This window comes from Pedobacter sp. AK017, assembly GCF_014200825.1.
Lineage (GTDB): Bacteria > Bacteroidota > Bacteroidia > Sphingobacteriales > Sphingobacteriaceae > Pedobacter > Pedobacter heparinus.
Genome location: NZ_JACHCW010000026.1, coordinates 21,936 through 46,757, shown reverse-complemented (window position 1 = coordinate 46,757; position 24,822 = coordinate 21,936). Strand labels below are relative to the sequence as shown.

Here is a 24,822-nt window from a genome sequence, read left to right as displayed (position 1 = left end):
CCTAGAGTTATCATGTGATTTGATCAGTTCATTAAAAGTGACTGGCTGAACAAAGTGAAGCTGCCATACTTAAAAAATTGGTTCAATCCTTAACTAGTATACCCTCTATCTTGAATGCTTTAAGTGCGGGATTTTTTTCGCCTGAGCGTCTTTCAGGTCCATGTATAAATCAAAGTCGTGTTTACGTTTAGCCAGGAAATTTTGGCATCCGTTAAAGGGTCGACTACATTTTCAGCGGTATGGATGAATAGGAATTTAACAAAAAAAAATCTTTTCATCTGAATATATTTTTGTGTTTAATATAGGTTTTTAAAAATTCTGCAAGCGTTACTATTGGCATAATGATGCTCGATGTTCTGCTACGCCTGGAAATGTTAATTCCATAAAAATCCCCTGTACTATTGAATACAGGGCTTCCACATTCATCAGCTTTGACCGCCGCATCTTGGATCAGTATGTTTTTGAATCCGTCAGAGCGGTCGCTTCTTCCTCCAGCATAGTCAAAAGATACATGACGCACCGTCGGCTGCCCTTCCAGGTATACATTAAATTGCATCGGATTTCCTTCCCTTACGATATCCAGAGAAATTGAATCGCCAGCGATATACTTTGCAAATTCCTTATCGTAATCCGATGCCGTATGCACCGTAACTCCGTTGATTTTGGTCACCTGATCTTTTGGCTTAAGATAAGCAGCTGTACTCTCCTTGCCAATTCTGTTCAATGTGATTTTTCCGTCTGCGTACTGAGCAGCTGCCCCCAGGTATCCCATACTGGAGACCAAAGGGATATCAGTATACACTGCGCTGAGTACGCCTACCTTAGTAGAATCTTTTGGTAATGCAGTGACCAGGATCTTTCCCAAATCTTTGATTTTAAGTTCCGGATTTTTAACCTCAGGTTTGATCTTAATACCGCGATACAACCGCTCATTATTTTTTAACAATACCAGATCATTTTCCCGATCTCTTTTAACAACCTGAACGGCTACATTTCGGTCACCTATTTTAAGCAAGGGATTGTTGAATACCATAGTGCTTTTACTAATAATGTAGCTGGCATTACCATAGTCAATCAAGGTGCCTAAAATAGGTACCTGCTGTCCCCCGCGAGCACTGCTGAGCATGACCACACTTTGAAGGTTTTTAGCTGAAATAACTGCTAAATCTTCAAGAGCGGGAACAGGTATTACTTTCATAGGCGCTACTTCAGCGGGCAAAGTATCTGCAACCGGGAGCGCGGCATAATCTTTTGCGACATTTAGCGCCGTCCAGTACTTTAAAAAATGATCAACCGGAACATCATAATTCTGATCTTCTTTTTCCTTGATCCAGCTATGAACTCCTACTACGCGGCCATATTGATCGAACAATGGACCACCAGAATCACCTGGTTCCATCTTAGCCGAAGATTCTATAAAGCCATCGCTTAAGTCTATGTCTGATATTCTCCCATACCGCACATTGGGCATTTGCTTGAAAAATGCCCCGGGGTAAGAAATGCTGATTACGGGTTGGTTTATTCGAAGCTCCTTTGCCGGGGCCATCATTGCGAATGGCCATTTTCCCGGTTTGATAATTTTGACCATTGCCATATCGAAATCCATGCCCTTATCCTGGATACCAATGCGCCCCAGCCCCACAGCAATGTGCCTGCTCCCGTCTGGAAATCTAATCTGGTAAACCTGATTGGGCATGGCAGCATGAGAAGCCGTTAAGATATGCCCGGCTTCAGATACCACCACCCCGCTAAAACCACTTTCTTCCCCAATACCATCCTGAACCGTATTTTTAAGGGTATCATATTCAATCATATAGACACTGGCTGCCATCGCTTTTTCCACACAATTGGCAATCAGCTTTTCTATAGCTTCAGGATTACGCTGACAATAACCGCTGGTACAGAAAAGGCAAAACAGACTGAGTATACCCAGTTTAAAATAAATAAGCGACATCGGTTAAGACTTTTTGTTCATCAGCCGCTCAATTTGATCCGCCAGATTTTCTCCGCGGAGATTGATCTCCAATACCACACCATCAGGATCAAGTAACCAGTTTTGTGGTATGGCATCAACGTCGTACAACATGGCTGCTTCATTCTTATTACCTTTGAGATCGCTCACTTGTTGCCATGGCATTTTATCTTCTTTGATCGCTTTAATCCAGGCTTTCTTATCGCTGTCTATAGATATTCCAATAACATCAAAACCCTGATCTTTAAGCCTGTTGTACGCTTTGAGTACATTAGGGTTCTCTGCACGACATGGTCCGCACCAGCTTGCCCAAAAATCAACTAAAACGTATTTACCCCTCATCGACGATAAACTGACTGGTCTGCCCGAAGTATCGCTTTGCACAAAATCTGGTGCTTTTGTCCCGATACTTGTCAGCTTAGCGGTTGCTAACAACTTTGCCCAGCGCTTTCCTTCCGTGCTGTTCTTGTTATCCCTGGAAAGCACATTGTAAAGCGGCTCTAATTTCCGTGCGTCAACCGTCCCACCTATGTACTCATCCAACATGGCAAAAGCAATTGGGGAATTTGGGTTGCTTTTGATATAATTGGGATATACATCATTCATCATATTATCGTAGATGACTTTACTGTCTGCTTCAATTACTTTCAACGCAGACCTATCGTTAGATTTCATGGCCGCGCTATAGGCTCCGTCCATCTCACTCATCTTATTGTAATACCTGGCTAACGAAGTACGGACTTTATTGTAAGCTAAATTTTCCTTTGAACCGGAAACTACGACTTCCTTCAGCGAATTTTTATGGATGACCATAATCCTGGCCGAAGGACCAATAAAGATTTTCACATCCGGCCCGTAACGCCTATGGCTAATGGTCATCATTGCCGATTGCCCGACGCTACCTTTTAGCGTGTAACGATCGTTTTTGACTTTTGCCGAATCCAGTACCATATCTTCTCCAATGATGTAGAAGCTGTAGACATATTTGCCCTCTTTAACCGTTCCATTTACTTTACCCTGCACGGTAAAAGGTTTTTTCTGTGCAAATGCTGCTGCAGAAAGCAGAGCGCACAATAATATAACTGAGATTTTTCTCATCTGATTCTATTTCTTTTTTTGCTACAAGTGTTTACCGGTCACCGCTGATCAGCTTTTTACCAATTAATGAATGACGGGACGCCGGACTGAGTTTCTCCATTGCACGTTTCATCTCCTCATCTGACAACTCCCTGCGCAGAAACTTATAAATGATATAAGCATTGATGTCGGAGTTTGGGTTTTCCGCAAGCCAGGATTTCGCCAGCTCAGTTTTCTTTGCATCTACCAACGGATAGGTAGCGCCCGACCGCCTGACAAAAGCCGTGTCCTGCATCATTCCATCATACGACCCGGTCCTCATTGCCAGCATAATCACGGTATCATTCTGACGCTTCTGAAGCGATAAAATGGGATCATTTTGCTGAATATGATCAAATCGAAGCCAATCTTTCATATAGGGTTCATCCCCAGAAAGCGCAGCCTTTTTCAGCTTACCACGTTCTCCTTTCAGGGTAACATTCCCTGCATCCAGATAGAGTATCCGATTTTCAGGCTTTTTCCCGATCAAACCTACCCTTAATACATACAAGCCTGCACCAGGCAATTTGCAGTCAAATGCAAAGGCATTGGCGCCGACTGTGGCTGTATCGTGGAATTTTTTATTCATCATGTCTGAAAGGATTACCTTGGTATCTGCCGTTAATCCAGATAGCTCCCCTTCAAATTTTAGGTTCTGAGCCTGGCCAGCCAGCGTTACCGACATGGTAAAGGCTAAAAAAAAGTATTTCATTGCTTTAGAAATTAAATAGATTGCTTATTTGTTCCCGTATTTTTTAATGATATCCTGAAGCATGACCTCACTCAGTTCAAAGCCATTTCCGCTGTAACGAACAATTCCAGCCGGATCAATCAATAGCATATGTGGAATGCCTTGTATCTTGTAGTCTTCCCAGGCTTTTGCTTTCTGCATCATGCTATAAAATTCGACTGGAGCACCCGCTGAAAAAGAATAAACTTCCCCCGGATCTTCATCTGTAGTGGCCGCTATAAAAACAACCTGATCTTTATACTTATGGTGCAACTCGTTGATATGCGGGAAACCTGCGATACACGGCTTACAGGAAGGGCCCCAGAAATCAAGTGCAATAAATTTCCCTTTCATGTCCGGCACCTCAGAAAGCCATTCCTCCACGCTCAGTACGGGCGCTTTCATACCAGCGACCAATTTTCCATTATCCTGTGGCACCCTGGCCATAGGAGCTCTTTTTTTTGCGGCTGGAATTTGCTTTGTCTGTCCATATGTGGATCCCGTTGCCAGCATCACAACCATGGTTACTACTATTACTTTTACGTTCATTATCATGATTATTTATAATTTTTGATTTGATTCCTACAGACCTGATACTTATTTTATGGGTATGCTGAAGAATACTTCTGAAGGGGGAAGACATTGTTTGTCATTACAAACCATGAATTTGATTGATCCTTTTACGGTAGCCTGTTTACCTTTTAGTTTCACCTTCTGCTGGAAAACGGCAGTGGTTTCGAAGTAACTGACCTCCATCATGAATACAGGTTCAAACTTCTTTATCGGTTGTGGCTCTACGGTTCTACCCAACAGATCGTATAGTTTTGATACCGGAAAGTAAAAAGATGTGGCCACGGGACCACCTTCGCCTACCTTTTGAGCATAAAGGTGCCAGCCCTTTTCCAGACTTGCTTTCATATATAAGGTTACTTCTTTAGCACTTGTTTTTTTCGCTGCGTAACTCCAGGTGATCGGTTTAAGGATCTGACTGTAGCCGCTCATGCCTGACAGCAAAATAATGGTAAGAAATATTAAAATCCGTTTCATCGCCATCTGTTTAACTTCTTGCCAGTTCTATCATTTGAGAAAGTTCTTCTGCTGCAGCTTCAGCATTTCCTTCGAAACCCTCGATGTTAAAGCGAATTCTGCCATTCCCATCGATAATAAATTTTGCGGGAATTCCCTTTACTTTAAATGAGTCGGCGGCCGGACTTCTTTTGGTCGACTTATCTACAGGATCCATATATAAATCAAATTTATAGTCGCGTTTGGCTAGAAAGTTTTTAGCATCGGTCAATGGGTCAGGCACATTGTCCCAGGTATGAATGAAAAGAAATTTCACATTCGGATCTTTCGCATACCGGTTTGCAGCCATTTGCATAGCCGGGAATGAAGCCACACAAGGACCACACCAGGTTGCCCAAAAATCCAGCACAATCGTTTTACCTTTAAAGTCTGCCAGAGAAACTTTTTTTCCATTCACATCTGTTACTGAGAAATCTGGTGCAGTTTCGTTAACCATCAATTTCGAGACTTGCATCTTGATCTTCTCCACAAAAGCATTTTGCAAGCTGGCTATATAGGCATCAACATCCTTACCCGGATTTAATTTTGCATATCCTCTTCTTACCTGTTCAATGTATTTCTGTTCATGCTTACCTTCTTTTACCGCGTTGGCTAAAACAGGTAGTGCTTCCTCATATTTACCATTCAGGCTGGACAAAAAGGCATAGTTTTCGATCAGCTCAGCATCTCTGTTTTGAATGCTGTTGTAAGCTTCCGTCGTGTATTGATAGGCTTCGTCATTCTTGCCTGCTTTAAAAAGCAGTTTGCCGTAAATATTGATAAAATCGTTATAAGCGGCTTTAGGATCTGCTTTTAAAGGATTACTTAAAGCGGTCTGACCTTTCATTTTTTTCGCATTCGCTAACTCTTTAGTGGCAAGTTCCAAAGCTGGTGTATTATCAATCGCTGCCATCAATTCGATAGCCATTACCAGCGCTCTCAACCTGAATACAGGATCTTCCATAGTGTTCACATATTGAAGAACTTTAGCAGAATTCGGTTCTTCGGCATACAGGCTGGAAAGCATACTTTTTTCCATGTCTAAATTTACTTTAGGATAAGCTTTAATCATGGACTGGAGATGCGCTTCCATATTTTCCGCTCCTTTCAGTTTCAGGAATGAAACCATTCTTTGCATCCTCGCTTGATTACTATCAGGAAATTTTTTAAGTAAACTTTTGGTCGCCGCATCTTTTTTAGCAACATCATTACCATAATACTGAATGAGCAAATCCAGATCCTCTGCGCTGCCATTCCCCAGGTCTTTGATTCTCTGTTGAAGTACAGTTTGATCCTTTTCATTGCGTAACGCTTCCAGTTTCGGGTTTCCCTCTGGTTCTTGTGCCACCATGCTTAGCGTGCTCAGCATTAAGATCACTAGAAGTATATGTTTCATGTCTTGAATTTTAAGTTTACTATTTCGATTTTTGGATTGCTTTTCCCTGTACACGGTCTTTAATGATCTCAACCATAGCTTTTAACTTATAGTATTCCCTGTCTGTAGAACCGGAGTAACCGATAGCATAAAATCTTACATTGCCCATCGGGTCAAATACAATTTTAGTTGGAGTTGCCTGGATATCGTAGGCCTTATTTGGCTCATCATATAACACATCCAGGGTAATCCCCTTTTTCGCAATGAAACTTTTAACAGTTTTTTGCTCTTCGAATAGGTTAATTACAAAAAGCTGGAAAGGTTCATTTTTATATTCAGTCACTACTTTCTCAAATCCGGCGAATGCCGCAACGCAAGGCGTACAACCAGTTGACCAAAAATCAACGACCAGGATCTTTCCATTATAATCAGCGAAGTTTACCATTTTGCCATTTAAATCAGGAAGGGAAACGTTCTTAGCACGTTGCTCACCATTCAGGACTTTTAACTTACCTCCCGGTCCGTCAACTTCTCCACTAATCGGTGCAGAAACATCCGAAATAAAAGATTTTTCTACTTCCTGGTAGTATTTTTTATAAGCTTCTTCCTGAAGGGCTGCAATAAATTTGCCAGCGCCCTGGTCGCTGCCATGAATTTTTTTATAAACCGCTCTAAGCGTAGCGATTAGGCTGGGATTGGAATCCGCATCTCTTACAGCTTTGGTCAGTGTATCCAGGGCTTTCTGGTGCTCACCAGCGGCAGCTAAAACAATTCCGTATCGGTTCAGGTAATTGGATTTCGAGTCTCTGAAATATTTACCTTCTCTCGAACCCTTCACCTTTGAAGACTGCTCAATATTTTTCTTAGCGACAGCAATGTTTCCTAACTTAGCATTGGCCACAGCGCTTACCTCAAGCAGTACCTGCATCCGATCATTTTCTATATCCTCAGCTTTACCTTTTGCCAGCATATCCAAAGCTTCGCCTGAAACCTGTTCAACGATCTTTAGATGCTTATTATCCTCTACCAGATATTCCAGTGCATAAGTAAGGTCAAGGAAGTTTGTATAGGAGAACTTCGGTTCGTTCTTAGTATAATACTTGTAACGCTCCAGATTGCCTTTCGCCAGCCATGCAACAGCCAGAGGAACACGAAATTGATCGTATTGACCAGGTTTCGACTGACCCTCAGTTTTTTCCTGAAGCATGTCATTAAAGTACTTTTCTTTATCCTCAACTTTAACAATGAGGTTAAAATCATTGAAGTTGAATTTTCCCGGTGCTGCTTTCTGCGCCCAGGCGGAACTGGAAATCAGCAGCAGTAAAATCAGTTTTTTCATGCGTATATAGTTTAATTTTCTTCTTTTATTTAATCAATTCAGCAAGTCGGTCATGAAGGTCTTTCCCTCTCAAGTCTTTACCGACAATCTTTCCATTGGGATCAACCAGTACGTTGGCTGGAATCATTGATATATTATAAGCTTTTGTTACTTCGCTCCGGGAGGCCTTAAAGTCACAGAGCTGCTTCCATGGAAGCTTATCTTCGGCAATGGCTTTCAGCCAGAGGTCTTTTTTTTCATCTAAGGAGATGCCAAGAATCTTGAAATTCTTATCCTTAAATTTATCGTAGGCGGCAAGTACATTTGGATTTTCCGCGCGGCAAGGCATGCACCAGCTTGCCCAGAAATCTACCAATACATAGCCTCCTCTGTAAGAGGCAAGCGATATGGGATTACCTTCAGTGTCGTTGATGGTGAAATCAGGGGCAGTTACATTACCGGAAACGGCAAGCTTTGCCTGATCTAACCTTGGTTTCCAAGCTAACACTTTTTCTGATTGCTGCATTCCTTTGCTCAAGGCATTGTACATCGGTTCAACCAATTTTGGCTGTATGGAACTTTGCGTAAACAGGTCCATCAAATCAACGCTGACATAACTATCTGGATAGTTTTTTACCATATCTGAAACCAGTACTTCATAAAATTCCATCCCCCCTGAAGCATCCTTTTGTGCTTTACTTCTGGTCGTCGCTTCATTGCTATAAAATTCCCAGGCCTTTTGCTCTTTACCGCCACCAGCGTACGAAGCGATGCCTGCAGTATCAAACTTGACGTCAATATTTCCATCCAAATAAAACAAGGCTACGTTCTTCATTCCCTGGTTTTCGTTTGATTGGTTTCTGCGGCCCGTCTCACCTGTCGGACGGGGAACAATTAGATTCAATTCAGCCATCTGAGGCCTGCCGATCGTTCCTTTAAATTCAAATTTCCCGTTACTGATCTTCGCAGTATCAGCTCTATATTCCCCTCCTTTGTCATCCGGCGGATAGGACATTACCGCGGCTCTCGCTTTGTGTGTTTTTGGAATTTTCCCGGTAATGGTGTACTTCGCTTGTGCATTTACTAACGCTGGAAGTACCACAGCAACTGCTATTGCAATTAATTTATTCATAAGTATAGCTATTAAAGCGAATTGCGGCCGAAGTAGCAATTCGCTGATTGTGGATTATTTTTATTTATGGATTCTCTTCTAAGCCATTGCTTTCTTTAAGCATGCGTTCACCAAATTTCAGGGCAAACCTTTCTGGTTTCAATTGGTAAGTAGAAACTACGTTACCATTTCCATTGTATATTTTATGGGTGTAATTAATGTGGTTACTGTATACCGGATCCAGAGAAAGGCGACGCATATCTGACCAGCGCAAGCCAGTGATGGCGAATTCACGAATCCGTTCATCTAAAATAAAACGCACCAGAGCTTCCTGATTGGAAGCAATATTCGATGGTACTTTAGCCGCTGTTCCGGAAACTCTTTTTTCCCTCAGAATCTCTAAATCAGCAACAGCACCTGCTAAATCATTGGCACGAGCTTTACATTCCGCAAGCATTAAATACAGATCAGGTAGCGAAGGACCAACATCTGTTCCCGTAAAAAAACCGGAAGTCCTGCGTCTCATGCTCTTAGGATAAGTCTCATTCGAGAAAATCAAATAAGGGGTGTACAAATTCAGGCGCCTATCAGTTGCACCATATAAATTAGCCGTCTCAGGACTGAAAACAAATGCGTCAATAGCCTGTAACTGAAACCAGCCAGCTGTGATATTATAAATAATCTCCGTATTGTTAGCAGCAAGCGGCTCATTATCAAGTCCGAAACCACTATCAGGCAACCATGATCCTGCTGCGTCCGGATCATCAGGGTTAAGCACTACCGAGTAGTCGTATAATTCCATAGGTATGGCAGACTTAGAAACTTCTGCAAATGCGGCATCCAGATGCACCTTTGCAGTGCTAAAGTTTGACATCGCCATATATACCCTGGCCAGGTAAAATTCAGCGGCCAGTTTAGAAATTTTACGGCGATGCGTAAGTACATCTAAATCAGGCAAGGCATCTGTTAAATCTTTGATCACCCGATCATAGCCTTGCTGTAAAGTCTCTCGCTTAAAATCCCTCAGGTTAACATCCGCAACAATGAGATTTGGAATGCCTAAATCAGTCGCTGCAGTAGTTGCATTGTAAGGTTTTGTAAAATCAGAAAGGAACATAAAATTACAGATGGCCCTTCCTGCTTTTGCCTCTGCCAGCAAGGCCATTTTTTGTGATTCTGTACCACCTTTTGAATCCATCACTTCGTTAATGACCTTGTTAAAAAGATAAAGCTTGCGGATATAATTTGATTCATCTGTAATTTCGTCAGGTAGCTGATCCGCATCATATACCCGGTCTTCGTACCTGAAAAGGCGTTGTTGCCGACGTAAAAGATTGCCAGCCATATTATCAAAATCAGGTTGTAAGCCCGCCATCTCGTCCCCCCTGTATACACTCGCATTAAATGAATTGCTCAGATAATTCGCATTCAATATCTTTTCATAATCTTCTGTATTGACGGCTATGGTTTGTCCTTTGGGGATAACTTCCAGGAACTCCTTTTTACAAGAAACCTGCGACAGCAAGGCAAACAGGACTGCTGAACGCAATATATATTTTTTGAAAATTTTCATATCTAATGTCATTTAAATAATTAAAACGTAATATGAGCACCCAAACTCACCGTACCTTGCGCATCACGGGTAGTCCCAACAAACTCCGGATCCATACCTTGCTTATTTGCGGTCCAAAGCAACAGATTATTTACCTGGAACCTGAAAGAGATGGCCTGCGCACGGAGTTTGCTTACGATAAGTTGCGGGATGCTATAGGAAAGCGTGATATCCCTGAGCTTGGCATATGCACCATTTAAGGCATAGCGCTGAGACACACTATAATAACCGATGTTGCGGGCACTTGCAAGCGCAGCAGAAGGTACATATCTCGGAATATCTGTTCTGTTCTCATCACCTGGGACTTTCCAACGATCTAAAAAACCCGGACTTAAGGTATTTTCACCAATTATGGACTCCTGAAATGCGGGATTGTCATTATTCGTAGCAATATTGCCCCCGCTATAGATGATACTTGCACTCAATCCGAAAGATTTATACTGGAAACTATTCTGAAATCCACCAGACCATACGGGTTGTCTCGTACCTGCATAAATCATATCTTCTGGTTTGGTGACATTAAGTGCAGAGGTTACTGTTCCATCAGCTAACCTCACCTGCGGGTCACCAACAGTATTTAAGCCACCATAGTTGTAAACAAAAGTGGTGTACAACGGATAGCCAACAAGCCTGCTTGCATTAATCATTTCACTGCCGGAAACTGGTGGATTTTGACGCAACTGGGTCAATTTGTTCTTGTTATAGCTGAATGTAATTCCACTACTCCACATAAAATTTCTAGTGCTGATATTTGTGGAACTTAAACCAATATCAATCCCTTTGTTCGTTAAGTTTCCATAATTCCCGATTACACTTTCATAACCGGTAAAGGGCGAAGTAGACAGATCACCAATCAGGTCCTCCGTTTTTCTGATATAGCCGTCCACAGAACCATTTAACCTGTTTTTAAGTATCGCAAAATCCAGACCTAAATTATAGACTTTAGTTGCTTCCCAGGTTAATTTCGTGTTTGCAGGAGCCTGCAGGATAAATCCTGCTCCCGTCACATAGTTTGGATCGTTCTGTGCTTCTAAGATATCGTAAGAAGCCGCCGCTCCGGCAAATGGTGCATTACCTGTAATCCCATAAGTTAAGCGGAGATCCAATCGGCCTAACCAGGTCACCGGCTGCATAAAAGCTTCTGAGCCCAGTGCCCATTTCCCACCAATACTGTAGACCGGCCTGTTCTGAGCAGATTTATCCCTTCCGAATAAATTACTTTCATCGATTCTCCAGCTGGCGTTTATGGTATATTTTCTATCGAAAGTATACCCCAGGTTCGCAAAATAGGAAGTTGTTCTGGCAACCCGTCCTTCCCCACCGCCAACGTTATTGCCCGGAAGGTCTATGCTGCCTGCAACAGCACCACTAATTCCGGCAGCTAATCTGGCTAGGTCTACAGGCCTTGAGGTCTGGAGTTGATCGTCCCATCCGTAATAAGTTGCATTAGTACTAACTGGTGTACTGCTGGTTGCCTGTTGGCCCGCCATTATGGATAATTGATGCTTATCCCAATCATGGTTGTAAAGTAATTGATTACGCAGCGTCCAGGCTTTTGAAGAATTTGTACTGACATTTAACTTACCACCAGTTGCGGGAATATTATAAACAGGAGTAACCGTCGGATTTGCAGCCACGGCAAACCGCATCACTTCAATTCTCATGTCATAATTATTCTGGTCCCTGACTGCCCTGGTATTGGTATTGCCAATATTATAACCATAAGTACCCTGAAAATCCAGTCCCTTGATGATATTGGCTTTTACCGACCCTACCAATCTGGCAAACAGACCATTTTCTGTCGTATATGCCCGGTCTTGTTCAAGTAATGGATTAAAGTTTAAATCGACCCGGCTTCGTGCCTGATAAATATTTCTAAGGGAGTCAGGAAGTACAATGAATCCATTTTCTGTTGGTATGCCATTTAAATAATTTATGTTTAGCGGATTTCCGCTTGCATCCTTAAACATCTGATAGGGAACGATACTGCGCTCTGGTTGGTAGGTATTTCCATTCCTTGTGACCGTATTTGTCAAATCTGCATTTACCGCAACAGTAATTCGCTTGTTCAATACCAGACTGTTGTTCAGGTTAATCTTATACTGATTATACTGTTGCCCGGGAACATTACTTTGACTACCGATATGGTTCAACGATCCATAAAAAGTATGCGCTTTTCCTCCCCCTGAAACTGATACAGTTTGGTTCAGGGTACCGGCATCGCGAACAAAAAGGTCCGCTATCTGAGCGGTGTTGGACAGATTCGCTAAACTATCTAATTTAAAATCCGCCTGAGCCTGGGTGATCAAACTCCTGGCGCGGTCGTATTGAATTTTCAAATGTGGTACGCTACCATAATTTTGAGTAACGGCTCTATAATTCTTATTAAAAGGTAAGTATTGAGGAAACAATTCCCGGGCTACAGCGATAAACTGTTGCGAATTTAATCTCGGCACGTAATCCAGATCCGGATGCCCTTGAAAAGCATAGTAACCGTCATAATCGATTCTAAGGCCCTCACCTGCTTTTCCTTTTTTTGTAATGATTACAATTATGCCGTTTGCAGCTTTTGCACCCCAGATCGAAGCAGAAGTAGCATCCTTTAAAATGGTGATATCTTCTATATCCTGCATATTAACTTGTTCGATGTTACCTTCAAATTCAATCCCATCAATTACAATTAAAGGCCTGGTAGAGGTTAGCGGAGCAGCACCTGGAGTGGTAATAGGAATAGAACTTTGTCCGCGAACCAACAAACCACCCGGGCCACGGGTGGTCAGACCGGGCACTAGACCTTCTAAACGGGTCAGGAGATTGGTCGTACTTGTCCTATTTAACATCACTTTCATATCAGGCTTGCCAAATGAACCTGCTGCACGTTCCCTGGAGATCTGCTGGTATCCTGTATTGAACGTGATCTCTACTTCCTCCAGCTTGTCAGTTGAAACCTGCATTTGTATGGTACCAAGGTCCCTGCGGGCCGCGCGCTCTATCGGCTGATATCCAACGTAAGCAATTAATATTTTAGCATTGTCATTCACGTTTTGAAGATAAAATTCACCCCTTTCATTGGTGGTTGTCCTGTTATTGGAATCGTCAACAAACACAGAAGCGCCCGGTAGCGGTTTTCCGTGCTCATCAATAACCTTTCCCCGGACATCTATATGCTCAAACGCAGATTTGATCTTATCCATCAGTGTAGGTTCACTTTGTTTTTTGATCGTGACAATTTTACCTTCAATCGTGTAACTCAGTGACGATCCGGCAAGAACTTTTTTCAACACTTCATGAATGTCACCGTTCGTTACACTTACATCAACCAGCTTGTTTTTTGGTATGATTTTCCCGTCATAAAAAAAATCATAGCTGCTTTGCGTCCTGATTTCTTTTAAAAGGGATTCCAGTGAAGCATTTTTACGGTTAATCGTGATCTGCTGGCCGAATGTCGAGGCAGTGACCTGCAAGATGGATGCTATTAATATTACGGTGGTTAATCGCATAATCAGCATGAGTTTAAACAAGGAAGACGGACCTGTCCCCCGATATCTGTTAGAATTTTTATACATTTGTTTAGTTTGGTTTATCACAGCAATCCTTTTCTTTCCACGGACCAGGTTGCTGTAGTTGACATTTTCTGTTAATTCCAAGCTGTGCCAGTTCCAACCACGTTGGGACTGGTTCTTTTCAATTTCTATGGTAAATTTCTCTTCATGTTTGGTTGGTTTAGGTTTACAATCAGGTTTATTATATCTTAAATAGTTCTGCAAGCTTTGCTTCCAATTCCTTACCGTGCAAGTCCATAGCTATAATGTTTCCTTTATGATCAATCAGCAAGTTTCTGGGAATAGCAATAATGTTATATTTTTTACTCATAGGAGATTCAAAACCCTTCAAATCACTCAGATTTGTCCAGGTGTAGCCATCCGCCTGACTTGCTTTTTCCCAGGCTGTGGCGTCAGTATCCAATGAAACAGCAATCACATCAAAACCTTTAGATTTATAATTTTTATATATAGGAATTAATTCGCGCCCTTGTGCACGGCATGGTGCACACCAGCTCGCCCAAAAGTCAATAAACGTATATTTACTTTTTGAGGTAATGTCCTTTGATGACACGGTCTTCCCATCCATATCAGCCATGCTGAAATCCTCGTAAGCAAATGAGCTCCCGGATTTAGTCTGTGAATTACTGGTATTGCTTGTCCCCTCAGTAACGGCATTTCCCTTTAGATGATCATCTAATTCCAGTGTAAACTGTTTTTTCGATGGTGGCAGGCACATCTGATTGGTACATGCCATGTATTTTACGGTAAAGGCCAGGGTGGTCTTCCTTTCAGATTTAAGTTTTAGGGTCTGTGTAAATGTCACCCCTTTTGAGTAATAGGCTAAACTTCCCCCCTCTTTTTGCTCTTCTCCTTTTTCTGTCATCTCCCCAACAAATTCTACGTTGTCATCCTGAACAAATAAAAATTCCGTAGGCATTCCCATACCACCTGCTGCCCCCTGAGGGTAAATGTGATAAGGCACCTTAACCACAGCATGCAGTTTGATCTGATAAGTTAAAGGTGCAATTAGTTCGCTGCTGAATTTCCAGGAAACTGGATGATTATTCTGCGCAAAAGAGGCAAACGTAGTCTGAACCAGTATAATCAATAAAATAATTCGCTTCATATCTTTCAATTATTGCATTACATAAATTTTCTTACCCCTTACCTTGAATTTCACCAATCCAGACGATTCAATCGACTTCAAGACGGTCGACAAAGGCTTATCTCTTGATATCCATCCCCCCGATTCCATATTATCCGGTACAGACTCGTCATAAATGATTTCCATATCATACCACCTGGCAATTTTCCGCATCGCGGTTTTAAACTCGATATGGTTAAGGTTGAAATCTCCATTTTTCCAGTCCACATAATTCTCAACATCAATCTGCCGGACGGCAATCATACCTGACCGGTTTATCGCCTGTTCGCCTGGCTTGATGACTTTCTGTACATTCCCGGCGCTAATCTTTACTGAACCTTCCAGCAAAGTTGTAGCTGTCCCCGGTTCATCATGGTAACTGTTTACATTAAAATGTGTACCCAATACTTCTATCTGCTGACCTTTCATAACTACGATAAAAGGGTGCTCCTTATCTTTCGCCACTTCAAAATAAATTTCACCCTCAATCTGGACGCTCCGATGCTTTCCAGTAAACCTAGAAGGGAATTCGATACTGGATGCCGCATTCAGGTAAGCTATTGTACGGTCAGGCAGGATAAAACTGTATGTACCACCCCTTGGTGTACTGGCAACAAGCGTCTCAATTTTAGTTGTCTTCACACTATCTTGCACCAATACACGAGATCTTGTCGAATCTAGGCCGATCACCTTACCGTCGGCAAGTCTGATTGTCGCCCGGTTGCCACCAGGCTTAATGTCATTGATGTACGCAGATTTTGAGACAGGCTGAGGTCGATGCGGTTCATTAAAAAACCAGAGCCCAAAAACAATTGCGGCAACCGCAGCCGCAGCAACTGCGATCTTCGGCCATAAAAGGATTCTATGCTCTGATTGGGACTGGTTCAGTAAGGCCTGGGTTTTATTCCATGTTGCCTGTCCGTCACCAGCATCAAACGATCTCAATTCATCTGCTACCTGCTGCTCATCAGCGAAACTTTTTAAAAACGCACTGTTTTCCTCACTTCTTGCCAACCAAACATCAAGTTCGGCTTGCTGTACTTCATTCAACTTGCCCTGCAAAGACGCAGTGACCAGTTTAGATATTTTGAATTGTTCCTCCAACATAGCTGTTCATTAACAAAGGCTTTACGCCAATTTAATATAGAAACAACTCAGAAAATGAAACAACCCAAAAAGGGCAATTTATTTTCAATCCCGTTACCGGCCTTCCAATGCCAATAAAAAAGCCAGCATTAATGCGCCTGTAATTCCTCTCCTGAGCATTGCAGTTTTTAACAACTCGACCGAGCGGGACTTATAATTGCGTACTGTTTGAACAGACAGGTCTAACTGCATGGCGATCTCATCTGTTTTCTTGTGTTCAAAATAAATCAGCTTAAACACTTCCCGATAATTTTCCGGCAGGAGTTCAATTTCCTGTCGCAGCTCGCTGAGCACTTCAGAACGTATGATCTGATAAAGCACTGTATCTTCATTTTGAGCAAGCTCATCCTGAAATACCTGTTGAACCCTGGTTTTGATTTTGAGGTGCTTCAGGAAATTAAGACAGGCATTCCGGCAACTGATGTATAGAAAAGCCTTTACGCTTTCATCGGTTTCGAAATTGGCCCTTTTGTTCCACAGTACCACAAAACAATTGGCGACAATATCCTGTGATTCTTCCTGATCCTGGATTAACTTGGTCGCGAAATACAGCAATGACTTATTGTACATCTGAAAATAATGTGACAATGCCTGATCAACACCTCCTCGCAATGCATTAATCCAGTATTGATTATCGTTCTCATTATTGTCTGCCATCTAGATACGGTGAATAGAATTCCGAGGCCAATATCCGTATTTATTCTGGGATTGAGAAAACCGGAAGTGCACAATAATGATGCTTTAATGGTGCTCTTGCGAAAAAGTCAGGCGTTAAAATTTCTAACAATACATCTCATCTCATTTAGCGATGAACCAATTTTTATCAAAGGAGTCTTACCATAAGACCAGAATGAGAATACAACATCTCACACCGCAAAATGGTGGACATACTGACCAAGCGCGGAACGCTAGCTCAGCTTATTCTGCTCAAAAAAATAAACCGGAATTTGTCAGGCCACAAGCCCCGGTTTTAAATTAACGCCTTTAGATTTGTATCAAGCTAAAATTAATGGATTTGGTCATCTTTTAACCTTCACATTTTTGTGTTGGCGACCAAATATATTGAACTTAGTTTAAAAGTTAACACTGACAGAGGCGACTTATAATTAACGCGAGGCAAAAGGCCTATCGAGAGATTATTGATCCCAAACACCAAATCCGGGTATCCAAAGCCATTTTTCAGAGGTTAGCGAAACCTGGCCCTGGATAAATTTTTTCCGTATAGGCCAAAATAAACAACCACAGACGGCTTTCGCCCCCTGTTTTGATCAATCCTTATTGAGTAATTTTTTGTATTTAAAAGCTCTTAAAATCAGCCGAATGACCAGTTTAAAGTGTATTTAGTGTACACTTTGTCCCATCCTGAAATTACTTGTTATATGGGACTGGCACCAGTAGGTTACACAAATAAAACATCTGAGGATGGTCGTAAATACATTATACCGCTGGAACCGGATGCTTCAATTATCCGCTGGGCATTTGAGGAAATTGCCAAAGGGATATTCAACACGGAACAAATTTTCAATGAAGCTTGCAACCGTGGTTTTAAACGTGCGAAAAGTCTCTTTCATTTTGCTATGCGCAACCCGGTCTACTGCGGAAAGATATTTGTTCCAAAATTTAAAGACGAAGAAGCCCAGTTCATCAAGAGCCAGCATGAACCCTTAGTTTCCGAGGAAGTGTTTTATCAGGCGCAGGATGTACTGGATGGCAGAGGCAGACAATACCAGCCTAAAATCGTAACCGCTGAAAAATTCCCATTCCGTGGCTTCGTGAAATGTCAAAGTGATGAAATAGAACAGTTTCTCCCGCGCAAAGAAGTTAGGCATTTATATGCTATAGTAATCAGTGAACATTATCATGGGCAGACTAAATAAATCCAATCGGAAAAGCGGGTGGTATTGAAACAGATTAAAGACCTGGAAGCAAAACTTTCCAATGCCCGTAACTTAATTGCATCCGGAAAAATAGATGACGATGATTTCAGGGCATTAAAAACTGGTTATACCGAACAAATTGTTCATCTGGAAGAAAGGCTAACCACGATTCAGCGTGACAGTACAAATGTCGAAGATTTATTAAACGAAGGTATCGAACACCTGCTAAAACTGGACAAAGGGGCTAAAAAAGCAGATACAGCGGATTTACGAAGATTAGTGTCAGCAATGTTCCCAGAAAACTTCACATTCGATGGAGTAAATATTCGAACCGCCCGAATGAACACTATCCTGCAGTATATTTATCTGATTACCAAAAATTAGATAAAAATAAAAAAGGACAAAACAGAAATAAATCTGATTTGTCCTCTCAAGTCGGGGTGGCAGGATTCGAACCTACGACCTCCACATCCCAAATGTGGCGCGATACCGGGCTACGCTACACCCCGAACTGGTACCTTCTTTTTTTTTAAAATAACCATTGCTCAGCTAAGCAATTTTTTGTCGGGGTGGCAGGATTCGAACCTACGACCTCCACATCCCAAATGTGGCGCGATACCGGGCTACGCTACACCCCGAACTTGGTATCTTTTCTCCCTTTTTCGAAGGGATTGCAAAGAAACAATTTAAAATTGATAAATCCTACTTTGCTTTATTAATTATTTCAATTATAGCTAAAAATTCTATGGCGCAAATATAGGAAAAATATCAGCACAACAAATCTGGAAGCCATTATTTTTCATATATCTTATAAAACATTGTTAATCAATCTATAATAAAATCTTCTTTTGATACACCAAGCGATAGCACTAATTAAGTTCCCTTATTTTAATGTTTTTATAATACACCGCATTACCATGGTCCTGTAACAAAACCGGTCCCCGTTCTGCAAGGCCAAAACCTTCTTTACCGGCAAATTTACTATGGGCTACAAGCACTTTGTAGATATTGCTTCCACGCTGATACTCAACTACCTTAAATCCATTTAACCAATGCTGTACCAGGTTATTGGGGTATACAATGATCTTACCCTGGTTCCATTCGCCTATATTTTTCTTAAAGCGTGCATCCAGCTTATCGGCCGGAATCAGGTCATACAAACTGCTCATCGTACGGTTCCCCGCAGTCCCCAGCTTTGCATCGGGATGACGTTCATCATCCAATATCTGGTATTCCAGTCCCAGGCCGGCGCGTGCAGCATTTTCCGACTCCATTACAAAATATTTGACCCCGGAATTGGCACCTTCTGTTAACTTGAAATCGAAGTTCATTTCAAATGCCTTGTATTGCCTGGCGCTGAGCAGGTCGCCATATTTATTTTTTGCGCTGCTGTCAGCAGGCATAATTTGCAATATCCCATTTTCTACTTCCCAACCTTTTTCAGGCGGGCTTTGTTTTAAAACGGCCCTCCATCCCCTCAGGTCTTTTCCATTGAACAATAAACTAAAACCCTGGGCCCGTTCCAATGGGGAAAGGGTATTGAGCGTATAATTGGCTACGGGTACCGACAAATCCAATGGCCTCGGCCTCATAGCAGCACCCGTTTGTATTTTAATGTTCCGCCATTGGATCTGTGCACCACCTGCCCGCTCTTTTACACCATGCACCTGTAAGGCAATAAATCCTTTCGCAGTCATATCATCCACCATATAGGCAACAGGCACATCGTTTACCCAGGTCCTGATCACCGGTCCTATTGCTTCTATCCTATACTTGTTCCAGCCTTTTTTTACAAATGCTTTCTTAGCAGCAGGATGCATCTCTGTCTGGTACATCCAGCCCCGTCGTGCTTCGTCATAAATACCACCAGACCAGGCCCTGTCAGAAGGGTCAACTTCTACCTGATAACCCCTCACCCTACCATTGTGATCAGCAGGATCAGACAAACTCCTGAACTGGATACCGGAATTCATCTGGCCTACTTTTAATTCCAGTTCCAGGATAAAATCTCCGTAGTCTTCATTGGTAGCCAGAAATGAATTCGGCTCAGCAGTTACTGTAGTACCTATAATACTGCCATTGATCACTTCATATTTTGCTTTGCCATTCAATTGGTGCCATCCTTTCAGCGTTTTTCCATCAAATAAATTTTTCCAGCCCGCTGTTTGGGCGTACACACCTGCCGTGCTGAATAACAGCAACAGTGAAACTAATTTTCTAATATTCATTTACGTAATCCTTTATATTGTTCATAGGCAAGCCCAAACATGATGAATGCGCCATAGCCAAACCCAGTACCTTCTGTTATTTTTCGGCCCAGGTAATAATTCTCATCACCAATACAGGTACCACCTGAAACTCTCGAAGGCACCTGATATCCGTTACCGGCATCCCTTAGGCTATTTTTGATGATGCCATTGTAAGACCGATCTGCCATCGGCCCGTATTTTTTCTGGTCCAGCATGTGCATTTTTAAGCCCATGGTAATGGTATAGGCAAACATGGCGGTAGCAGAACTTTCCAAAAAGTTTTTAGGTTCATTCACTAAAGTCGGCAACTGATACCAATGGCCTGATTCACGGTTTTGCAATGGGGCAATGGCTGCTACATACTGTAAAAAAGCCTTTTCCAATTGTTTGCGGTACTTTGATTTTTTAGAGATGGTATTCAGGGCATCTGAAAGCGCCATACCGATCCAGCCGTTTCCACGCGCCCAGATTTCGCTGCTTTTCCTCGTAACCGGATCCGGCCAACCCATAATACTGCATCCATCATTGTAATCAGCCTGGTCTGCATCCCAGCCATGTACCCACAGACCGGATTTCGCATCAATCAGCTTTTCCTGATGTGCTTTAAATTGCTTCACAAAATCAGCAATATATTTCTCATCGCCGGTTAACCGGTACATTTCCAGCAAAAACATATTCAGCATGTATACGGTATCGTCCCATAACTCCACCGTTTCTGCCCGATGAGAAACGCCACCATTCGGGGCACGCGGAATTTTCAAATAGTCGGCATAAATCTCATTGCATTTATCGAGGTATTTTTTTTCACCTGTTATCCTGGCAAGAAAAGCCATGCCATGCGCCGAAGCTACTGCATTTGGGTGCTTACCATTTGCCACATTAAAACTGGCATCCATAGCCTGTTTAATATAATTGAGGTATGTTTTTTTCTGCACCTCACCTGAGGCATTATACAACTGGACCAGCGCATTCAAAAAAGTGGCCTGTCCCCAGTCCCATTTGTATTGGGCAGCTGGCATGTACATCTCACGGCCATGACGGTCTACCGCATCAACCCAGGACTGGGAAAAAACAGGAGTGGATGCTATACCAAAAATGGATACGAACCATAAACAAACAGCATGTTTCATCGAAAAATAATTTAAGTGTTTCATCAATAAATAATTTAAAAACAGGTGCCCTTACATTTTATAAAATTGCGACCAGCCTTTTCTTGGCGGAGGGCCAGCCAGCAGTTCGTTACCAATTTTACTATTGCTGATCTGCTTTTTATGGGCATCAAAAACAAGCCTGGTATTTAAACGCTGTGCCAATACCCCCAATGCCATTACCTGGCACAATGGGCCGGCAATAGCAAACGAGGAACGGCAATCTTCCTCACCTTTGCAGGCCTTTAAGAAATTGGCAAAATGATTTGACGGACTCTCCGGCACTACGGGCAGTATAGATGCCATTTCTTTTGCTTTTTCTGCAGGGATGATCTCGAGTGCTGAACCATGCGAGCCACCCTTAAAGGTCAACTCTTTTGAATAAATTATTTTTCCGGGATATCGTTTGGTATTGGCAGCCCCTGCTGTTGGTGGCGGAATATTTTTGGCCCGTACATATTCACCAAAACCTTCAGGTAATTCGGGACGGTTATTAAACCCATCATACCAGGTAATGTCACAGGCCGGCATATGCCCACGCTTTGGAAATTTAAACAATAAAGTAGAGCCCTGCGGAAATAAAAATGCACTATGTCCTTCCATTTTAACCGGATTGACTTCAGTAGGTAAACCGAGTTCTAAAAACTGATGTGCCGTATCGATGATGTGCGCACCCCAATCGCCCAAAGCGCCATTCCCAAATTCATACCAGGAGCGCCAGTCGCCATTGATATAGCCCTTATTGTAATCCTTAAAAGCCGACGTACAGAGCCATTTATCCCAATCCAGCGTTTCAGGAATGGGTTGTGCCGGTAAAAAACCGGAAGCTGTCATGCCATGCCACCTGCGGCCATTGTTCATAAAGGCAGTGATGGCGGTAACGTCTTTAATAATGCCTGCTTCAGTCCATGCTTTAAACTGAAAGTAGTTTTCTTCGGAGTGGCCCTGGTTGCCCATCTGGCATTTTACCTTATATTTTTTTTCCGCATCCATCATCAGCGCCACTTCGTTAAACGTATGCGCCATTGGTTTTTCTACATACACATTTTTGCCCTGATTCATGGCCAGCATGGCTATCGGAAAATGAGAAAAGTCGGGCACACCAATGCAAACAGCATCAAATTCCTTACCTATCTGATCAAACATTTCCCTGAAATCCTTAAAACGTTTTGCATTCGGAAACTTGTTCATGTTCTCCAGCGTATGTGGCGCTCCCATATCCACATCGCAAAGCGCCACAACGTTCACCAGCCCCGTTTTATACAGAGAATTCAGTAGCTCACCGCCCCTGTTGCCAACGCCGCAGCAGGCCAGGTTTACTTTATCGCTTGGTGCGGTATGGCCAAAAGGTTTCCCTAACACATAGGATGGCAGGATCATGAAACCGGCAACAGCCGCCAATGCAGATGAACTGGTTTTTAAAAAATCTTTTCTTTTCATATCGTTTATCGTTGGTTACGAGGTTTATTTTACTTTATATTTTTGCATAATGGGCCTGCCAATTTCCACTCCATCTACCTGGAATAAAAAGCTGGCAGGTAAAGGCGATGGATTGTAATAGGCCAGTCGCTTCTTACTGGAGAGATCTGCTTTTACCCCCAGCTTGCCATTCGCCGTCACCACGGCAACTTCTACCACCCCATTTTGCACATTCACGATCAGGGGAGCCGACAGTACTTTCTTCCTGAATTTCAAAAAATCGGCAGCTGTCTTTATCCCTTCTTCTACTTTCCACCACATGGCAATGGCCGCTTTGCCGTTATTGGAGTGCCGCAATGTCAGGCGCATGGTTTTGTTGTGTTTCAATTGAAACTGTTCCCTGGACGACTGATAATTGAAACCATCGTTATAAAGTGATGCGCGGCCTTCTCCGGTATCATCCCATATCAGGCGGAAGGATATAGCTACATCTTCAAATCTTGCAAAGAACGTCCTGCTGGTATCAAGTTCAATTCCCTTACCTGCATCCGGGACATTTATCTTTTTATTGCCCATCCAGATTTCATCAAATACATTGGGTAAAATAATGGTAGAATTGAGGTAATCATTGGTACAATTGTGGTCTTTTTCTCCGGCAGCCAACAGCACAAACTCAGCCTTGTTCTGAGCAGATTGGAGGAATGGCATTAGGTGCCTGGTTTTGTTCCAGCCCCCATTTGCAGGATAATTGGCCGGCATCCGGCTTTTCATTTTTTCGCCCATACCTGTAGCGGCCCAGGTACCATAATGGTCATCACGCCCTTCCAGTACGTAAGCAATATTGGGCATGGCAGGTATACGCTCACTACTCAGGTACACCACAAAAGGCTTGTCATCCGGGCTATAAGTTTGGTTGGACGAGGCAATGGATACTTTATTGCCCACAAAATCGCAGGCATAAGTATTGGCCAGACTATCCCAGCGCTGCACAATGAAACGGTTCTTCCGGTTCATCAGTTCTTTCTGACTGGCCGATAAGCCTAATTTTTGCAGGGCCGATAAACAAATCTGGTTAAACAGGTGTACATTGTTATTCTGGCCGCCCAGCAATGGATTAATATATTTTTCTTCGAGCAGGTCGCGACTAAAAACACGGTTGTAATCACGGCTATGGGCTCCGCCAAGTATACCCGCCCGTTTGTTGTAATGCGCACTTAAATCAGTCATTAAAAAATTCAGGGCATCTGCAGTCTTTGTTTTAATGTCATTGTCTTTTAAAAAAGTATGCATCAGCAATAAAGACTCCATATCAACCCCGCTGTAAGTTGGGCTGTCATATTCCCGGTTACCATATTGTGCTACATGGTTCAGCCAGGTATCGAAAAGCTTACGTCCGCTTTCGAGCATAGCGGGCCGGTGATAAACCTGGCCCAGGGCCAGCAGGTTCCATATTTTCATTAAATATATATTGGTATAAGAGATCCGCACTTCCTGGTTCAATACCCCATTACCGGCCAGCATAAAAATTTCGTCGAGTGTTTTTACCGCAGCCTTTGAAAGCCGGTCGTTAAACAATAACTTAACCAGAATCCCATACTGCACACAGAACTGCACATTATTGCCATCGCCCACATCAAAGCCACGCTCCTGCCAGCCCCAAAAAATATTGCCATAAATACGGCCTGCCGCCGGGTCCGTGATCATCCTGGTCTGCACCTTTTTCAGCAACCACTCTACCTGCTCGTCTTTCAGGAAACGGGTGTCCAGGGCATCTGCCAAAAACATGAAGCAGTCCCTTACACCTATTTGCGGAGGATTGGCCTGCATAGCCGCCCATTCTTTTTCCAATACGGCTTTACGTGCTGCAGGGTTTGGCATAGCAGGTACTTTATAACCTTCCGGCTCCTGGGCCGCCACACGTAACACAAAGCCGGCAATGCTTAATATGACCACGATTACCGTTACGATTGTCTTCATAATTTTCTGTTTATAACT

Annotated in this window: 20 protein-coding genes and 2 tRNA genes; 2 read left to right on the top strand and 20 right to left on the bottom strand. The window is 42.7% G+C overall.

Annotated features, from left to right (window positions below; genetic code table 11):
• Positions 1 to 152: 152 nt before the first annotated feature.
• The 14 genes from HDC92_RS25280 to HDC92_RS23835 form a co-directional block, all read right to left on the bottom strand.
• Positions 153 to 278: a hypothetical protein gene (locus tag HDC92_RS25280; RefSeq protein ID WP_255484666.1), complete on the bottom strand. Its 126-nt coding sequence runs from the start codon at positions 276 to 278 to the stop codon at positions 153 to 155.
• The gene (locus HDC92_RS23895; RefSeq protein ID WP_183877400.1) at positions 275 to 1,954 is read right to left on the bottom strand and encodes a trypsin-like peptidase domain-containing protein; all 1,680 of its coding nucleotides are present in this window, start codon (positions 1,952 to 1,954) and stop codon (positions 275 to 277) included. The genes HDC92_RS25280 and HDC92_RS23895 overlap by 4 nt, the downstream gene beginning before the upstream one ends.
• A 3-nt stretch (positions 1,955 to 1,957) precedes the next feature.
• A complete protein-coding gene (locus HDC92_RS23890; RefSeq protein ID WP_183877399.1) occupies positions 1,958 to 3,070 on the bottom strand; it encodes a TlpA disulfide reductase family protein in 1,113 nt (370 codons plus the stop codon).
• 31 nt (positions 3,071 to 3,101) lie between these two features.
• Positions 3,102 to 3,800: a DUF4369 domain-containing protein gene (locus tag HDC92_RS23885; RefSeq protein ID WP_183877398.1), complete on the bottom strand. Its 699-nt coding sequence runs from the start codon at positions 3,798 to 3,800 to the stop codon at positions 3,102 to 3,104.
• A 24-nt stretch (positions 3,801 to 3,824) separates the two neighbouring features.
• Positions 3,825 to 4,367 carry a TlpA family protein disulfide reductase gene (locus HDC92_RS23880; protein ID WP_183877397.1) on the bottom strand — a complete coding sequence of 181 codons (543 nt, stop codon included), beginning with the start codon at positions 4,365 to 4,367 and terminating at the stop codon, positions 3,825 to 3,827.
• A gap of 48 nt (positions 4,368 to 4,415) precedes the next feature.
• Positions 4,416 to 4,865, bottom strand: coding sequence for a protein-disulfide reductase DsbD domain-containing protein (locus HDC92_RS23875; protein ID WP_183877396.1), 450 nt, complete (start codon positions 4,863 to 4,865; stop codon positions 4,416 to 4,418).
• Positions 4,866 to 4,875: 10 nt separating this feature from the next.
• Positions 4,876 to 6,279 (bottom strand): TlpA disulfide reductase family protein, encoded by a 1,404-nt coding sequence (locus tag HDC92_RS23870; protein ID WP_183877395.1) that lies wholly within the window; start codon positions 6,277 to 6,279, stop codon positions 4,876 to 4,878.
• 19 nt (positions 6,280 to 6,298) lie between these two features.
• The gene (locus HDC92_RS23865; RefSeq protein ID WP_183877394.1) at positions 6,299 to 7,597 is read right to left on the bottom strand and encodes a TlpA family protein disulfide reductase; all 1,299 of its coding nucleotides are present in this window, start codon (positions 7,595 to 7,597) and stop codon (positions 6,299 to 6,301) included.
• A 25-nt stretch (positions 7,598 to 7,622) separates the two neighbouring features.
• Positions 7,623 to 8,708 (bottom strand): TlpA disulfide reductase family protein, encoded by a 1,086-nt coding sequence (locus HDC92_RS23860; RefSeq protein ID WP_183877393.1) that lies wholly within the window; start codon positions 8,706 to 8,708, stop codon positions 7,623 to 7,625.
• Between the two features lie 64 nt (positions 8,709 to 8,772).
• The gene (locus HDC92_RS23855; RefSeq protein ID WP_183877392.1) at positions 8,773 to 10,260 is read right to left on the bottom strand and encodes a RagB/SusD family nutrient uptake outer membrane protein; all 1,488 of its coding nucleotides are present in this window, start codon (positions 10,258 to 10,260) and stop codon (positions 8,773 to 8,775) included.
• Between the two features lie 20 nt (positions 10,261 to 10,280).
• Positions 10,281 to 14,066: a SusC/RagA family TonB-linked outer membrane protein gene (locus HDC92_RS23850; RefSeq protein ID WP_183877391.1), complete on the bottom strand. Its 3,786-nt coding sequence runs from the start codon at positions 14,064 to 14,066 to the stop codon at positions 10,281 to 10,283.
• Positions 14,044 to 14,970 (bottom strand): peroxiredoxin family protein, encoded by a 927-nt coding sequence (locus HDC92_RS23845; protein WP_183877390.1) that lies wholly within the window; start codon positions 14,968 to 14,970, stop codon positions 14,044 to 14,046. Before HDC92_RS23845 ends, HDC92_RS23850 begins: the two co-directional genes overlap by 23 nt.
• A 9-nt stretch (positions 14,971 to 14,979) precedes the next feature.
• Positions 14,980 to 16,095 carry a FecR family protein gene (locus HDC92_RS23840; protein WP_183877389.1) on the bottom strand — a complete coding sequence of 372 codons (1,116 nt, stop codon included), beginning with the start codon at positions 16,093 to 16,095 and terminating at the stop codon, positions 14,980 to 14,982.
• 93 nt (positions 16,096 to 16,188) lie between these two features.
• On the bottom strand, positions 16,189 to 16,791 hold the full coding sequence (locus tag HDC92_RS23835; protein ID WP_183877388.1) for an RNA polymerase sigma-70 factor: 603 nt from the start codon (positions 16,789 to 16,791) through the stop codon (positions 16,189 to 16,191).
• Positions 16,792 to 17,513: 722 nt separating this feature from the next.
• Between HDC92_RS23835 and HDC92_RS23830 the strand changes: the two genes are divergently transcribed.
• The gene (locus tag HDC92_RS23830; protein ID WP_183877387.1) at positions 17,514 to 18,011 is read left to right on the top strand and encodes a recombinase family protein; all 498 of its coding nucleotides are present in this window, start codon (positions 17,514 to 17,516) and stop codon (positions 18,009 to 18,011) included.
• A gap of 24 nt (positions 18,012 to 18,035) precedes the next feature.
• On the top strand, positions 18,036 to 18,395 hold the full coding sequence (locus tag HDC92_RS23825) for a hypothetical protein (RefSeq protein ID WP_183877386.1): 360 nt from the start codon (positions 18,036 to 18,038) through the stop codon (positions 18,393 to 18,395).
• Between the two features lie 51 nt (positions 18,396 to 18,446).
• Here the strand turns inward: HDC92_RS23825 and HDC92_RS23820 are convergent.
• The 6 genes from HDC92_RS23820 to HDC92_RS23795 all read right to left on the bottom strand — a co-directional run bounded on the left by HDC92_RS23820 (position 18,447) and on the right by HDC92_RS23795 (position 24,804).
• Positions 18,447 to 18,520 (bottom strand) — tRNA-Pro (locus HDC92_RS23820).
• 55 nt (positions 18,521 to 18,575) lie between these two features.
• Positions 18,576 to 18,649: transfer RNA gene (locus tag HDC92_RS23815), tRNA-Pro, on the bottom strand.
• A 231-nt stretch (positions 18,650 to 18,880) separates the two neighbouring features.
• Positions 18,881 to 20,239, bottom strand: coding sequence for a DUF1080 domain-containing protein (locus HDC92_RS23810; RefSeq protein WP_183877385.1), 1,359 nt, complete (start codon positions 20,237 to 20,239; stop codon positions 18,881 to 18,883).
• Complete coding sequence (locus HDC92_RS23805) at positions 20,236 to 21,414, bottom strand: glycoside hydrolase family 105 protein (RefSeq protein WP_183877384.1); 1,179 nt, start codon at positions 21,412 to 21,414, stop codon at positions 20,236 to 20,238. The genes HDC92_RS23810 and HDC92_RS23805 overlap by 4 nt, the downstream gene beginning before the upstream one ends.
• A 27-nt stretch (positions 21,415 to 21,441) precedes the next feature.
• The gene (locus tag HDC92_RS23800; protein ID WP_183877383.1) at positions 21,442 to 22,848 is read right to left on the bottom strand and encodes a Gfo/Idh/MocA family protein; all 1,407 of its coding nucleotides are present in this window, start codon (positions 22,846 to 22,848) and stop codon (positions 21,442 to 21,444) included.
• Between the two features lie 24 nt (positions 22,849 to 22,872).
• Positions 22,873 to 24,804 (bottom strand): hypothetical protein, encoded by a 1,932-nt coding sequence (locus HDC92_RS23795; RefSeq protein WP_183877382.1) that lies wholly within the window; start codon positions 24,802 to 24,804, stop codon positions 22,873 to 22,875.
• Between the last annotated feature and the right edge of the window lie 18 nt (positions 24,805 to 24,822).